This is a genomic window from Serratia sp. NA_13 (assembly GCF_052691735.1).
Window position 1 is genome coordinate 327,315 of record NZ_JBQZFV010000003.1, and the last position, 15,077, is coordinate 342,391.

Below are 15,077 nucleotides of genomic sequence, written 5' to 3' on the forward strand. Positions count from 1 at the left end.
TATCTAAGTCATAATTTCTATCCTATTTTCAATTAATTAACGCCATTTTTTGCTCTGACACTTTAGGGGTAGGTGCGTCGCTGTCGCCGTTATTCTCTCTTCGTTCTCTTGATCGCAATCAATTTGCCCCAGTTCTGGCCTCAGTAGGCTGGCGGCAGATTGAGCAATGTCACTTCATATAACAATGAAAGTCTTCAGGAGAATTCCGGATGAGCAAGTTTCTAGACCGATTCCGCTATTTTAAGCAGTTGGCGGAACCCTTTTCTGGCGAACATGGCCAGACGCTGAACACCAACCGCGACTGGGAAGACGGCTACCGCAGCCGCTGGCAGCACGACAAGATTGTGCGATCCACCCATGGGGTGAACTGCACCGGCTCCTGTAGCTGGAAGATATATGTGAAAAACGGCCTGGTGACCTGGGAAACCCAGCAAACCGATTATCCGCGTACCCGCCCGGACTTACCCAACCATGAACCTCGCGGTTGCCCACGTGGCGCCAGCTACTCCTGGTATCTGTACAGCGCCAACCGACTGAAATACCCATTGATGCGCAAACGCCTGATCAAGCTGTGGCGTGAGGCCAAGGCGTTGCACAGTGACCCGGTCGATGCCTGGGGCTCGATCGTCAACGATGCCGAAAAATCCAAAAGCTACAAGGTCGCGCGCGGACGCGGCGGCTTTGTTCGCTCCAGCTGGCAGGAGGTAAACGAACTAATAGCCGCTTCCAACGTCTACACCGCCAAAACCTTCGGCCCGGATCGCATTATCGGCTTCTCACCGATCCCGGCGATGTCGATGGTGTCCTACGCCGCCGGTGCCCGCTATCTGTCGCTGATTGGCGGCACCTGCCTGAGCTTCTACGACTGGTACTGCGATTTGCCGCCGGCCTCGCCAATGACCTGGGGCGAGCAGACCGACGTGCCGGAGTCCGCCGACTGGTACAACTCCTCCTATATCATCGCCTGGGGCTCTAACGTGCCGCAGACGCGTACCCCGGACGCCCACTTCTTCACCGAAGTGCGCTACAAAGGCACCAAAACCGTGGCGGTGACGCCGGACTATGCCGAAGTCGCCAAACTGTGCGACCAGTGGCTTAATCCGAAGCAGGGCACCGACAGCGCCATGGCGCTGGCAATGGGCCACGTGATGCTTAAAGAGTTCCATCTGGATCGTGAGGTGGGCTACTTCCGTGACTACGTGCGTCGCTACACTGACATGCCGATGCTGGTGATGCTCGAACCGCGCGAAGCAGGCTATTACGCCGCCGGGCGTCTGCTGCGTGCCGCCGATCTGGTGGATGGCCTGGGGCAGGAAAACAACCCTGAGTGGAAAACCGTCGCCATCGATCAGCGCAACGGTGAGCTGGTGGCGCCGCAGGGGTCGATTGGCTTCCGCTGGGGCGAGCAGGGCAAATGGAACCTGGAACAGCGCGCCGGTGAAGACGGGCAGGAAGTCGAGTTGCAACTCAGCCTGCTGGGCGCACATGACGAAGTGGCCGAAGTCGGCTTCCCTTACTTTGGCAGTACCGAGAGCGAGCATTTCAACAGCGTGGCACTGGACGAGATCCTGCTGCACAAGCTGCCGGTCAAACGCCTGCGTCTGGCGGACGGCAGCGAAGCGTTAGTGACCAGCGTTTACGATTTGACCCTGGCCAACTACGGCCTCGATCGTGGTCTGAACGATGCCAACTGCGCCACCGACTATGACGACGTCAAAGCCTATACTCCGGCCTGGGCCGAGCAGATCACCGGCGTCTCACGCCACAACATTATCCGGATCGCCCGTGAGTTTGCCGACAACGCCGAGAAAACTCATGGCCGTTCGATGATTATCGTCGGTGCTGGTGTCAACCACTGGTACCACATGGACATGACCTATCGTGGCCTGATCAATATGCTGATCTTCTGCGGCTGCGTTGGTCAGAGCGGCGGCGGCTGGGCGCACTACGTCGGCCAGGAAAAACTGCGGCCGCAAACCGGTTGGCTACCGCTGGCGTTTGGCCTCGACTGGCAACGTCCGCCGCGCCATATGAACGGCACCTCGTTCTTCTATAACCACTCCAGCCAGTGGCGTTATGAAACCGTGGGCACCGAAGAGCTGCTGTCGCCGTTGGCGGACAAGACCCGCTTTAGCGGTAGCCTGATTGACCTCAACGTGCGCGCCGAGCGCATGGGCTGGCTGCCGTCGGCACCCCAATTGGGCACCAACCCGCTGCATTTGGCGGCGCAGGCGAAAGCCGCCGGACAGTCGCCACTGGACTTCACCGTCGAAGGGCTGAAAAAAGGCAGCCTGAACTTTGCTGCCGAGCAGCCGGACAACCCGCAGAACTTCCCGCGTAATCTGTTCGTCTGGCGTTCCAACCTGCTGGGCTCATCCGGCAAGGGCCACGAGTACATGCTCAAGTACCTGCTGGGCACCGAAAACGGCATTCAGGGCAAAGATCTGGGCCAGCAGGGCGGCACCAAACCCGAGGAAGTGGAATGGCTGGATAACGGCGGCGAGGGCAAGCTGGATCTGGTGGTGACGCTCGATTTCCGCATGTCCAGCACCTGCCTTTATTCCGACATCGTGCTGCCGACTGCCACTTGGTACGAAAAGGACGACATGAATACCTCGGACATGCATCCGTTTATTCACCCGCTGTCGGCGGCGGTCGATCCAGCCTGGGATTCGAAAAGCGACTGGGAGATTTATAAGGGCATCGCCAAAGCCTTCTCCGAGGTGTGTGTCGGGCATTTGGGGCAGGAAACCGACGTGGTGACGTTGCCTATTCAGCATGACTCGGCCGCCGAGCTGGCGCAGCCTTACGGCGTCAAAGACTGGAAAAAAGGCGAGTGCGATCTGATCCCCGGTATTACCGCGCCGCATATCTTAGTGGTAGAGCGTGATTATCCGGCCACCTACGAGCGTTTCACTTCGCTGGGGCCGTTGCTGGATAAGCTGGGCAACGGCGGCAAGGGCATTAGCTGGAACACCCAGACCGAAGTCGACTTCCTGAAAAAACTTAACTACGTGAAGGCTGATGGTCCGGCTGCGGGGCGGCCGAAGATTGAAACCGCCATCGATGCCGCTGAGGTGATCCTGACGCTGGCACCGGAAACCAACGGACAGGTAGCGGTCAAGGCGTGGGACGCGCTGGGCAAGATGACCGGCCGCGATCACCGCCATTTGGCGCTGAACAAGGAAGACGAAAAAATCCGCTTCCGCGATATTCAGGCCCAGCCGCGCAAAATCATTTCCAGTCCGACCTGGTCAGGCCTGGAAGATGAACATGTGTCGTATAACGCCTGTTATACCAACGTGCATGAGCTGATCCCATGGCGCACCCTCAGCGGCCGCCAGCAGCTGTATCAGGATCATGAATGGATGCGTGCCTTTGGCGAAAGCCTGCTGGTGTACCGCCCGCCGATCGACACCCGTGCCGCACAGCCGTTGCTGAACCAGAAGCCGAACGGCAACAAAGAGAAGGCGCTGAACTTCCTGACGCCGCACCAAAAATGGGGCATTCACTCCACTTACAGCGACAACCTGCTGATGCTGACCCTGTCGCGCGGTGGGCCGATCGTCTGGATGAGTGAAGAAGATGCCAAAGACTTGGGGATTGAGGACAACGACTGGATCGAAGCCTTTAACGCCAACGGTGCGTTGACGGCGCGGGCGGTGGTTAGCCAGCGCGTTCCGGCCGGTATGACCATGATGTACCACGCGCAGGAACGCATCGTGAATATTCCCGGTTCGGAAATCACCAGCCAGCGCGGCGGCATCCATAACTCGGTGACCCGCGTCTGCCCGAAACCGACCCATATGATCGGCGGATACGCGCAGTTGGCCTACGGCTTTAACTATTACGGCACCGTCGGCTCCAACCGCGATGAGTTTGTGGTGGTACGCAAGATGAACCGCATCGACTGGTTAGACGGTGAAGGCAACGACGACTCGCAGGGTAGCCAGCAGGAGAAAGCAAAATGAAAATTCGTTCACAAGTTGGCATGGTGCTGAACCTGGACAAATGCATCGGTTGCCACACCTGTTCGGTGACCTGTAAAAATGTCTGGACCAGCCGTGAGGGCATGGAATATGCCTGGTTCAATAACGTGGAAAGCAAGCCAGGCGTGGGTTATCCGCACGCCTGGGAAGATCAGGAAAAATGGAAGGGCGGTTGGATCCGTAAAATCAACGGCAAGCTGGAACCGCGCATGGGCGGCCGCGTCGGTCTGCTGTCGAAGATTTTTGCCAACCCGGACGTTCCGGCGCTGGACGACTATTACGAGCCGTTCGACTACGACTACCAGAACTTGCATACCGCGCCGCAGGGCAAGCAACAGCCGATCGCCCGACCGCGTTCGCTGATCACCGGCCAGCGCATGAAGAAGATTGAAAATGGCCCGAACTGGGAAGAGATCCTCGGTGGTGAATTCTCCAAGCGCTCGAAGGACAAAAACTTCGACAATATGCAAAAGGAGATGTACGGCCAGTTCGAAAACACCTTCATGATGTACCTGCCGCGCCTGTGCGAACACTGCCTTAACCCGGCCTGTGTCGCGACCTGTCCGAGTGGCGCTATCTACAAGCGTGGCGAAGACGGCATTGTGCTGATCGATCAGGATAAATGCCGCGGCTGGCGCATGTGCCTGACTGGCTGCCCGTACAAAAAGATCTATTTCAACTGGAAAAGCGGCAAGTCCGAGAAGTGCATCTTCTGCTATCCACGCATTGAATCCGGCCAGCCGACGGTGTGTTCGGAAACCTGCGTGGGGCGTATCCGTTATCTGGGAGTGCTGCTGTATGACGCGGACCGCATCGAGCAGGCGGCAGCGGTCGAAAATGACAAGGATCTGTACCAGAGCCAACTGGATATCTTCCTCGACCCGCATGATCCGGCGGTGATTGCCCAGGCGTTGGCCGACGGCATTCCACAAGGGGTGATCGAGTCCGCCCAGCAGTCGCCGGTATACAAAATGGCGATGGACTGGAGGCTGGCGCTGCCTCTGCATCCGGAATATCGCACGTTACCGATGGTGTGGTACGTGCCGCCATTGTCACCGATTCAATCCGCCGCCGATGCCGGTGAGCTGGCGCACAGCGGCGTACTGCCGGACGTGGAAAGTCTGCGGATCCCGGTGCAGTACCTGGCCAACCTGCTGACCGCCGGTGATACCGCGCCGGTGCTGTTGGCGCTCAAGCGAATGCTGGCGATGCGCCATTACAAACGGGCAGAAACCGTTGACGGCGTGCTGGACACCAGTGCACTGGAACAGGTGGGGCTGACCGAAGCGCAGGCGCAGGAGATGTATCGCTATCTGGCGATCGCCAACTACGAAGATCGCTTTGTGATCCCGTCCAGCCACCGTGAACTGGCGCGTGAAGCCTTTCCGGAAAGCAAAGGCTGTGGCTTTAGCTTTGGCGACGGCTGCCACGGCAGCGACGGTAAATTCAACCTGTTCAACAGCCGCCGCATTGACGCTATTGATGTGAGCCAAAAAACGCCGCGTCAGGAGGATGCCTCATGATCAGTCTGAAAGTGATTGCCCGCCTGCTGGATTACCCGGAGCAGGCGCTGTTTGACCATCAGCAGGCATTGGTCGAAGCACTGGAGCCGGCCAGCGAGCTGGATTTGCACCACAGTGCGCAACTGATCCTGTTTATTCGCCGTTTTTGCGCTCGCCCGTTGCTGGATGTGCAGGCCGAATACTGCGAGCTGTTCGATCGGGGGCGCGCCAGCTCACTGTTGTTGTTTGAGCATGTGCACGGCGAGTCGCGCGATCGCGGCCAGGCGATGGTCGATTTGATGGCGCAATACCGCGAAGCCGGGCTGGAGATCGACAGCCGCGAACTGCCGGATTTCCTGCCGCTGTATCTGGAGTATCTCGCCAGCCGCAGCAAGGATCAGGCCGTCGAGGGGCTGCAGGACATCGCGCCGATCCTGGCGCTGTTGGGTGCAAGATTACAACAGCGGGAAAGCCCGTATGCGGTGCTGTTTGATCTGCTGCTGGCGCTATCTGGCAGTGGGGTTAAAAGCGGGAGCCTGGAGAGTCAGGTTGCAGGTGAGGCCAGAGACGATACTCCACAGGCGCTGGATGCGGTATGGGAAGAGGAACAGGTGCGATTTATTTCACAGGGCAGTCTGGGTGAGCAGGGCTGTGCCTCGGCGCAGCAGACGGCGCACCAACGCCGCTTTGCCGGCGCGGTGGCCCCACAATACCTTGACCTGACGGATGCGCTAACTGGAACCAAAGGAAGCTAATCATGCAATTTTTAAATCAGTTCTTTTTCGATATTTACCCTTATCTGGCGGGGGCGATATTCCTGATCGGCAGTTGGTTGCGTTACGATTACGGCCAATACAGCTGGCGTGCCGGATCCAGCCAGATGCTGGATAAAAAGGGCATGCGGCTGGCCTCCAACCTGTTCCACATCGGCATTCTGGGGATCTTCGGCGGGCATTTCCTCGGCCTGCTGACGCCGCACTGGATGTATGAACCCTTCTTGTCGATTGAAGTGAAGCAGAAGCTGGCGATGATCGTCGGTGGTGTCTGCGGCGTGATGACACTGATCGGTGGGGCGATGTTGCTAAAACGCCGTCTGACCAACCCACGGGTACGGGCGACCAGCAGCTTTGCCGATATCATGATCCTGACGCTGTTGGTGGTGCAGGTGTGTCTGGGTCTGCTGACCATTCCGTTCTCCGCCCAGCATATGGACGGCAGCGAGATGATGAAGTTGGTGGGCTGGGCACAGGCGGTGGTGACCTTCCACGCTGGTGCATCAGAACATCTGGTGGGGGTTGCACCTATCTTTAAACTACATATGGTGCTGGGCATGACGCTGTTCGTGCTGTTCCCGTTCTGCCGCCTGGTGCATATCTGGAGCGTACCGGTGGAATACCTGACCCGTCGCTACCAACTGGTGCGTAACCGCCGCTGATTGACAGGCCGCCACTTTGCGGGTGGCGGCCCGATTAAAGGTTAAATGTCATTATTTTTTATCTATTGCATTTTGACGTCCTCTTCAAAAATAATTAAAACGTAAATAATTTTAATTAAAATCATATCAATTTGTTGTTTTATTGCATTTCTTCCATTTTATGCATAATTAACTCTTATGTTTAATTGTGGGGTTTCATTAATGAACTGCATCTTTTTTACCCGGCAGATAGAAATAACACCGAATTTACGCGTTAGCGATTTGCAAAGGCACGCCAACCAATATCTGCGTTACAACAATATTAATGATATGGCGCATTCTGGTCCTGCAACCATCGAGTGGTTCTTGAATCGGGCAAATGCGTTGTTCAAACGAAACTGTGCTGACGGGGGGGAGGACAGAAAGTTGCGGGTGTTTTATTACTCGCTGCTCTGCAAAACGACAGGGGAATCGGATGAGCAGGCGTTGCCGGTTTATGATTTTCTCAATGTTGAAGTACAGCCCGGCGGGCAACAGTGCTATGGCGTGATGTTCTCCTCGCAGATGCGTGAGTATTATCGCGATCGTTTGGAGAATGGTCTGGATACGTCGAAAATTCCGGTCGATCAGGCGTTCTTCAAGTCTATTTTCCGTAAAGATTCGCCGACGACCGGCATTCTCGACAGCTATCCGGTAATAATGATCCCACGCAGTCAGGATGAGAGTAAGCCCTCTCTGACTCACATTTATCTCAGCAGTCTGGGATTGAACTCGCAGCATGTTCAGCCGGCCGGCAGTGATTACCCATTCCGTTTTTATTATAAAGATCAATTAGCAACATTGGATCCCGTCGCCTTGGCGGCAATCGCTGCGTGTGGGCAGGCGATGTTTGAAATTATACGTCCAACGTTGTATCCATTGGCGCAGGCAGATAAACCGCAATTTGATATGAAACATTTAATCGATGTTAAGTGGGAACAACATAAAACGGCGCGTAAATGGGTTGCGGAACATCAATCGATGGTCAACGAGTTGATGGCGTTGCACGGTATCAAATCAGTGCCTGAATAGAACGTGTCTGGCATTTGGGATGATCCTGCTCAGACGCTTGAGTGACTGAAAAACGGCATATTGCCGCTTGACGATGCCGCCGGCAAATAACGCCGGCGGCATACTATGGCTTGGCAGCTCAATGCGACTTCATGCCTGCCGCGGTCATCAGCAGGCGGAACAGCGAGGCGACCAGGAACAACCCCAGCACGCTGGCGCTCCAGATGATCACCAGCCAGACGACGCGTTTCCACCAGGGAGTGGATGCGATTGCGGTTTTATCGTGCATGTTCTCCTCCCTCATCAGTGATAGCCATGCTCATGGCTGACCTTGCCGCGGAACACGTAGTAACTCCAGAAGGTGTAAACCAAAATAATCGGGATGATAAACAGCGCGCCCACCAGCATAAAGCCAAGGCTTTGCGGCGGAGCGGCGGCGTCCCACAGGCTGATGGATGGCGGGATCAACAGTGGCCAGATGCTGATGCCCAATCCGCTCAGGCCGAGGAACACCAGCAGCAGGGTCAGCATAAACGGCGAATAGTGTGCACCGCGTGTTACCCCGCGCTGGATGCCCCAGGCGCTGAGCAGCACCAGTACCGGCACCGGCAGCAGTACGAACAGATTTGGCAGCGTAAACCAGCGGCCGGCGATCTCCGGGTGAGCGAACGGCGTCCAGATACTGACTGCCGCCAACACCAGCAGCAGCGTCGCTAGCAACGGCGTCACCAGCCAGTACATGCGCGCCTGCAGGTCACCGGCGGTTTTCATCACCAGCCAGGTGCAGCCGAGCAACGCATAGGTCACCACCAGCCCCAACCCGCAAAACAGCGCGAACGGGGTCAACCAGTCGAGAGCGCCACCGGCATAGCTGCGGCCATTGACCGGGAAACCGTTGATGATGGCACCCACCACCACCCCCTGGCTAAAGGTGGCGAAAATGGAGCCCCAGATAAACGCCTTGTCCCAAATGTGGCGTTTTTCTGCCGTGGCCTTAAAGCGAAATTCAAAGGCCACGCCGCGGAAAATCAGGCCAAACAACATCAGGGTAAGTGGAATGGCCAGCGCGTCGAGGATCACCGCGTAAGCCAATGGGAAGGCGCCAAATAGCGCCGCTCCCCCCAGTACCAGCCAGGTTTCATTGCCGTCCCACACCGGGGCGACAGTGTTCATCATCACATCACGGTCACCGCTGCCCTTAACCCAGGGGAACAGGATGCCGATCCCCAAATCAAAGCCGTCCATTACCACGTACATCATGGTGCTGAATACGATGATCACAAACCAAATCAGCGGAAGATCAATGCCCATGTTCAGCTCCTGTCATCCAGAGTTTCTTTCACCGCAGACAGCGGACGTGCCGGTCGGCCTTCGGTGTCATCTTCATGTATTTCATGCTGCTGCGGTCCTTTGCGGATCAGCCGCATCATGTAGGAGTAACCCACGCCGAACACCGAACAGTAGACGATGATAAACGCCAGCAGGCTGATGCTCATGTGCAGGTCTCCGTGTGCGGAGACCGCATCCCTGGTGCGCAGCAGGCCATAGACTACCCATGGCTGACGCCCAATCTCGGTAGTGAACCAACCCGCCAGCAGTGCCAGCAGCCCGGAAGGGCCCATCCACAAAATAAAGTAGAGGAATGGCCGGGACTGATACAGGCCACCACGCCAGCGCAGCCACAGGCTCCAGACCCCGGCGAGGATCATCAGCATGCCCAGCGCCACCATAATGCGGAACGACCAGAACACCACGGTGGAGTTCGGCCGATCCTCCGGTGGGAAGGATTTCAGCGCCGGTACCTGCTCGGTCAGGCTGTGGGTCAGGATCAGGCTGCCCAGGTAAGGTACCCCCAGCTTGAAGCGGGTTTCCTCACGTTCCATATCCGGCCAGCCAAACAGGATCAGCGGAGTGGCTTCACCCGGCGGGTTTTCCCAGTGTCCTTCTATGGCGGCGATTTTCGCCGGCTGATATTTCAGCGTATTCAGGCCGTGCGCATCGCCGATCATCGCCTGTATCGGCGCGACAATCAGCGCCATCCACATTGCCATCGACAGCATTTTGCGCATCGCCGGAGTGTCGCGCCCGCGCAGCAAATGCCAAGCGGCGGAGGCACTGACAAAGAACGCAGAAGACAGGAAGGCGGCGGTGGACATATGCAACAGCCGGTACGGGAATGACGGGTTGAAAATCACTTTCAGCCAGTCGACCGGCACCACCTGGCCGTTGATGATTTCGTGGCCCTGTGGGGTCTGCATCCAGCTGTTGGAGGCCAGGATCCAGAAGGTGGAAATCAGCGTCCCCAGCGCCACCATGCAGGTAGCGAAGAAGTGCAGGCCAGGGCCGACACGGTTCCAGCCGAACAGCATCACCCCGAGGAAACCGGCCTCCAGGAAGAAGGCGGTCAGTACTTCGTAGGTCAGTAACGGGCCGGTAATGCTGCCGGCAAACTCGGAGAAGAAGCTCCAGTTGGTGCCGAACTGATAGGCCATCACCAGGCCGGACACCACGCCCATGCCGAAGTTGACGGCGAAAATTTTTGACCAGAAGTGATAGAGATCGCGGTAGGTTTCATTCCGCGTTTTCAGCCACAACCCTTCCAGCACCGCCAGGTAACTGGCCAGGCCAATGGTAATTGCAGGGAAAATGATATGGAAAGAAACGGTGAAGGCGAACTGTATTCTGGCAAGTTCCAGTGCATCAAGACCCAGCATGGCGCCTCCTTGGATTGTACATAAAATGGCCTCTTCAGTATGGCGGTAATTTTTGTATTGAAAGCTTGGCGTCAAGTTAAGCACGGAGTACATTAACTATAATAGTGACAGTTATTTCACTTTTTCATATAACAGTTAAGGCTTATGACCAGATACGAGCAGCTTGCACAACAGATTCGTGAACAGATCCAGAACCGGGTATGGCGGGCGGGGGACAAGCTGCCGTCGCTACGCGAGAGCGGCAAACGTGCCGGACTGAGCCTGATGACGGTGGTGCAGTCTTATCAATTGCTGGAGAGTCAGGGGTGGATCGTCGCACGGCCGCAATCCGGTTATTACGTGGCGGCGCGTCCGCAGCCATTGCCGCAGCCGGCACACGGCGCAAAGCTGTTGCTGAGTGAGCAGGTCGATATCAACACCTTTATTTTCGATGTGTTGCAGGCGTGCCAGGATCCGGAGATTGTGCCCTTTGGTTCGGCGTTTCCCGACGCCACCTTATTTGCTCAACCCAAGCTGGCGCGGGCGCTGAGCAGTGTGGCACGCAAGTTTACGCCGCACAGCTCACTGGCCAATCTGCCGCCCGGCAATGAAGCACTGCGCCGCCACATCGCCCAGCGTTATGCGCTGAGCGGTATGCAGGTGGCACCGGACGAAATCGTGATTACCGCCGGGGCGATGGAATCATTGAGCCTCAGCCTGCAGGCGGTGACCCAGCCGGGGGACTACGTGGCGATTGAATCACCGGCGTTTTATGGTGCGTTGCAGGCGCTGGAGCGGCTGCGTTTGAAGGCGGTGGCGATTGCCACTCACCCACAGGACGGCATAGATCTGGATGCGCTCGAGCAGGCGCTGGAGCAGTACCCGATCAAGGCCTGCTGGCTGATGACCCACTTCCAGAACCCGCTGGGGGCCAGCCTGTCGGACGACAACAAGCAGCGGCTGGTGAGTTTGCTGCGTGAGAGGCAGATTTCCCTGATTGAGGACGACGTTTACGGCGAGCTGTATTTCAGTGCCGAGCGGCCGCAGCCGGCTAAGGCATGGGACAGCGGTGGGCAAGTCCTGCATTGTTCGTCGTTCTCCAAATGTCTGGCACCGGGGTTCCGCGTCGGTTGGGTGGCGGCGGGGCGCTACGCACAGCAGATCCAACGGCTGCAGTTGATGAGCACCGTCTCGACCAGCGTGCCGACCCAGTTGGCGATTGCCGACTATCTGCTGCACGGTGGCTATGATACTCACCTGCGGCGTCTGCGCCGCTTGCTGGCGCAGCGCCAAAGCATGATGCGCCAGGCGATCGCCCACCATTTCCCGCCTACCGTCAAAGTCAGCCAGCCGGACGGCGGCTACTTCCTGTGGCTGGAGCTGGATCCGGCTCTGTCGTCGATGGAACTCTACCAGCGAGCGCTGGCATTGGGAGTGAGTATCGCGCCGGGCCGCATGTTCACCACCGGCAACCATTTCAACCACTGCTTCCGTTTGAACGCCTCTTTTGACTGGAGCGACAAACACGAGGCGGCAATCAAAACCTTGGCCAAACTTATCCGTCAGCTCGAACCCGCAGGCTGAACACCCGGATCGGTTGGTATCGCAATAGAAAAACTCATATTGCTTTTTCCGGCAAAGGAATGCCGGTTTCGTTGTTAGACAGCCCTCCGGCTGCCCATTACTCTGCGATAAATTTTGTCACATTTTATCAACGGGTAGACAAGGGGCAGTGGGTGAGCAAAAAAAATAATATAAACAAACTGTTGCAAAAACGGCTGGTGCCTTTGGCGCTGGCTAGTGCGATAGGCATTTCATTGGGTGCGCAGGCGGAAGCGTTGACGGAAGGGATCACACCGGCCACCGATGCCAGCCTGGTACCGAACGCCGCCAAGATGCGTAAAGACACCGTAGTGGCCGGTATACTTGAACCACAGGGCAACTTTAACCCTTATCTGTTCACCAACGGCTGGGATGAGAACGTCACCGATGTGATTTTTACCCGGCTCATTGGCTTGGACAGTGCAGGTAAACCGGTGGCGCGATTGGCTGAATCCTGGCAGGTCAGCCCGGATAATCGCGTATATACCATCAAGCTACGCCCGAACCTGCTCTACAGCGACGGTTCGCCCATCAAAGCCGAAGACATCGCTTTTACGCTGACGCTTCTGCATGACCCGGCCTATGACGGTGAAACCGACATTACCCCGGCGCACATTCAGGGCGGTGCGGAATACAAAAACGGCACCGCACCCAGCGTCAGCGGGCTGAAGGTGATTGACGAGCGCACAATTGAGATCACCACCACCCAGCCGGGTGCGACCACGCTGCAACTGATCGGCGGGCCGGTGTTGTCGAAAGCCTATTACGGCAAGGATTATCAACGCGGCAAGTTGGAAAGCGTGCGCGCGTTGAATGGTAAGCCGTTGGGCAACGGCCCCTATATTTACGACAAATACATTCCGGGGCAGGAGATCCGCTTCCACGCCAACCCGAACTTCTATCTCGGCCAGCCTGCGGTGGCGCGCTTTATTTACCGCGTGACCAACCCGGCCACCAACTTCCAGCTGTTCCAAACCGGTGAAACCGACTACGACGCTTTTACCGCCAAGCCCGATGATATTGAGCAGTTGAAGCTGCTCGGCTTTGCCAATATCAACCTGTACAGCTCAAGCGACTACAGTCGTATCGATTTCAACTTTAAGCGGCCGGTGTTGCAGGATGCGCGTGTCCGTCAGGCCCTGATCTACGGCCTGGACCGCCAAAAGCTGATTACTGTGGTGTATCAGGGATACGGCACGGTGGCTAACCAGCCGATCTCACCCGTTTCTTGGGCTTATGATGCGAATGGTATCAATCCATACGCCTATGACGTCAATAAAGCGAAACAATTGCTCGAGCAGGCCGGGTGGAAACCGGGTGCAGACGGTATTCGCCAGAAAGACGGCAAGAAACTGGAACTGACGCTGCTGGTGACCAAAAAACTGCTTAACGATGCGCTGGTGCCGATCGCCAAAGACAACTATCGGCAGATAGGCGTGCTACTGAAGCCGCAGGTATTGGATTTCAATGCGTTGCTGGCACAGCGCAAGGCCGGGAATTATGACCTGGCGTCGCTCAGTACCAGTGGGTTGAATGACCCGCATGACGGGGTGCGCGATTTCATCAGTCAGGTGAGTGAAACCGGCTATCACAACCCGCAGGCAGACCAGCTGATCACTCAGGCTAACGCCACGCTGGATATCGGGCAGCGCAAACCGCTGTATCACCGGCTGTATCAGGTGCTGGCGGAAGACCCACCGGTGATCCTGCTGGGTAACCGGAAGATCCTCAGTGCCAGTAGCGCCCGCGTCACCGGCTTTAAACCGGATGTCTACAATGGCCTGACCGGCAGCCTGCCGGACGTCAAACTGGCTCAGTAACGGCAAGGTACCGCCGCGCTCCTCCGCGCGGCGGTAATGGAAAACACCATGAAAAATTTTATCCTGCGCCGCCTGCTACAAACCCTGCCGATGTTGCTGCTGGCATCACTGCTGATTTTCTTTATATTCGCGCTGACGCCCGGCGATTTTATTGACGGCAACATTAACCTGACGCCGCAGCGCGCCGCCGAATTACGCGGGCTGTACGGGCTGGACCAACCGCTGCTGATCCGCTATTGGCACTGGCTCGGCCAGTTACTGCAAGGCAACCTCGGCTATTCGCTGCAATACCAAATCCCGGTCAGTACCTTGTTGAACCAGTACATCTGGAACTCATTCCTGCTGGCTTCGGTCGCCCTGGTGTTGTACTGGGGGATTGCGCTGGCGGTGGGCGTGGCGTCGGCGATGAAACCCTATTCGCTGTTCGATCATCTGGTCACCGTGGCGGTGTTCGGCGCCATGTCATTTCCGACCTTTTTCCTCTGCCTGCTGTTGATTAAATGGTTCGCCGTTGATCTGCATTGGTTGCCGGCGGGCGGCATGCTGCGCACCGGCAGTGAGGCCACTGGACTGGCGTGGGTATTGGAAGTGGCGGCGCACCTGCTATTGCCGGTACTGGCGCTGGTGATGTTGCAGGCCGGCACCCTGACGCGCTATTTCCGCGCCAGCATGCTGGATGTGATCCGCATGGACTACATCCGCACCGCTCGCGCCAAAGGCCTGAAGGAGAAAACGGTGATCGTCAAACACGCGTTGCGTAATGCCTTGCTGCCGATCATCACACTGCTGGGATTTGAATTACCGGCGCTGTTTTCCGGCGCGCTGATCACCGAAAAAATCTTCAATTGGCCTGGCGCGGGGCACATCCACATCGACTCGCTGGCCGCCCGTGACTATCCGGTATTGATGGGTTTTACGCTGTTTCTGGCGGTGCTGACCATTTTGGGCAATCTGCTGGCGGACATTTTGTACGCCTATGCCGACCCACGAATTCGTTTGAGGTGAAG

At 57.1% G+C, this 15,077-nt stretch carries 11 protein-coding genes; 8 read left to right on the top strand and 3 right to left on the bottom strand.

Annotated features, from left to right (window positions below; all coding sequences use genetic code 11):
- Positions 1–209: 209 nt before the first annotated feature.
- From ACUTSU_RS08190 to ACUTSU_RS08210, 5 genes are all read left to right on the top strand, one after another.
- Complete coding sequence (locus ACUTSU_RS08190) at positions 210–3,971, top strand: nitrate reductase subunit alpha (protein WP_445650578.1); 3,762 nt, start codon at positions 210–212, stop codon at positions 3,969–3,971.
- Positions 3,968–5,512 (top strand): nitrate reductase subunit beta, encoded by a 1,545-nt coding sequence (gene narH, locus ACUTSU_RS08195; RefSeq protein ID WP_445650579.1) that lies wholly within the window; start codon positions 3,968–3,970, stop codon positions 5,510–5,512. Before ACUTSU_RS08190 ends, narH begins: the two co-directional genes overlap by 4 nt.
- Entirely contained in the window at positions 5,509–6,246 is a 738-nt protein-coding gene (narJ, locus tag ACUTSU_RS08200; protein WP_445650580.1) for a nitrate reductase molybdenum cofactor assembly chaperone, read from the top strand. Before narH ends, narJ begins: the two co-directional genes overlap by 4 nt.
- A gap of 2 nt (positions 6,247–6,248) precedes the next feature.
- Positions 6,249–6,926 carry a respiratory nitrate reductase subunit gamma gene (gene narI / locus ACUTSU_RS08205; RefSeq protein WP_445650581.1) on the top strand — a complete coding sequence of 226 codons (678 nt, stop codon included), beginning with the start codon at positions 6,249–6,251 and terminating at the stop codon, positions 6,924–6,926.
- A 201-nt stretch (positions 6,927–7,127) separates the two neighbouring features.
- Positions 7,128–7,976, top strand: a complete 849-nt coding sequence (locus ACUTSU_RS08210) for a hypothetical protein (RefSeq protein WP_445650582.1) — start codon at positions 7,128–7,130, stop codon at positions 7,974–7,976.
- A gap of 118 nt (positions 7,977–8,094) precedes the next feature.
- Here ACUTSU_RS08210 and ACUTSU_RS08215 read toward each other — a convergent pair whose 3' ends face one another.
- From ACUTSU_RS08215 to ACUTSU_RS08225, 3 genes are read right to left on the bottom strand one after another with little or no spacing between them, the layout of a single operon-like run.
- Positions 8,095–8,244, bottom strand: a complete 150-nt coding sequence (locus tag ACUTSU_RS08215) for a DUF2474 domain-containing protein (RefSeq protein WP_445654005.1) — start codon at positions 8,242–8,244, stop codon at positions 8,095–8,097.
- 14 nt (positions 8,245–8,258) lie between these two features.
- Positions 8,259–9,266 carry a cytochrome d ubiquinol oxidase subunit II gene (cydB, locus tag ACUTSU_RS08220; RefSeq protein WP_445654006.1) on the bottom strand — a complete coding sequence of 336 codons (1,008 nt, stop codon included), beginning with the start codon at positions 9,264–9,266 and terminating at the stop codon, positions 8,259–8,261.
- Between the two features lie 2 nt (positions 9,267–9,268).
- A complete protein-coding gene (locus ACUTSU_RS08225; RefSeq protein ID WP_445650585.1) occupies positions 9,269–10,669 on the bottom strand; it encodes a cytochrome ubiquinol oxidase subunit I in 1,401 nt (466 codons plus the stop codon).
- 144 nt (positions 10,670–10,813) lie between these two features.
- Here ACUTSU_RS08225 and ACUTSU_RS08230 point away from each other — a divergent pair, with 144 nt between their 5' ends.
- The 3 genes from ACUTSU_RS08230 to ACUTSU_RS08240 all read left to right on the top strand — a co-directional run bounded on the left by ACUTSU_RS08230 (position 10,814) and on the right by ACUTSU_RS08240 (position 15,075).
- On the top strand, positions 10,814–12,232 hold the full coding sequence (locus ACUTSU_RS08230; RefSeq protein WP_261122205.1) for an aminotransferase-like domain-containing protein: 1,419 nt from the start codon (positions 10,814–10,816) through the stop codon (positions 12,230–12,232).
- A gap of 182 nt (positions 12,233–12,414) precedes the next feature.
- Complete coding sequence (locus ACUTSU_RS08235) at positions 12,415–14,070, top strand: ABC transporter substrate-binding protein (RefSeq protein WP_445654019.1); 1,656 nt, start codon at positions 12,415–12,417, stop codon at positions 14,068–14,070.
- 48 nt (positions 14,071–14,118) lie between these two features.
- Complete coding sequence (locus tag ACUTSU_RS08240; protein WP_445650587.1) at positions 14,119–15,075, top strand: ABC transporter permease; 957 nt, start codon at positions 14,119–14,121, stop codon at positions 15,073–15,075.
- Positions 15,076–15,077: the final 2 nt, after the last annotated feature.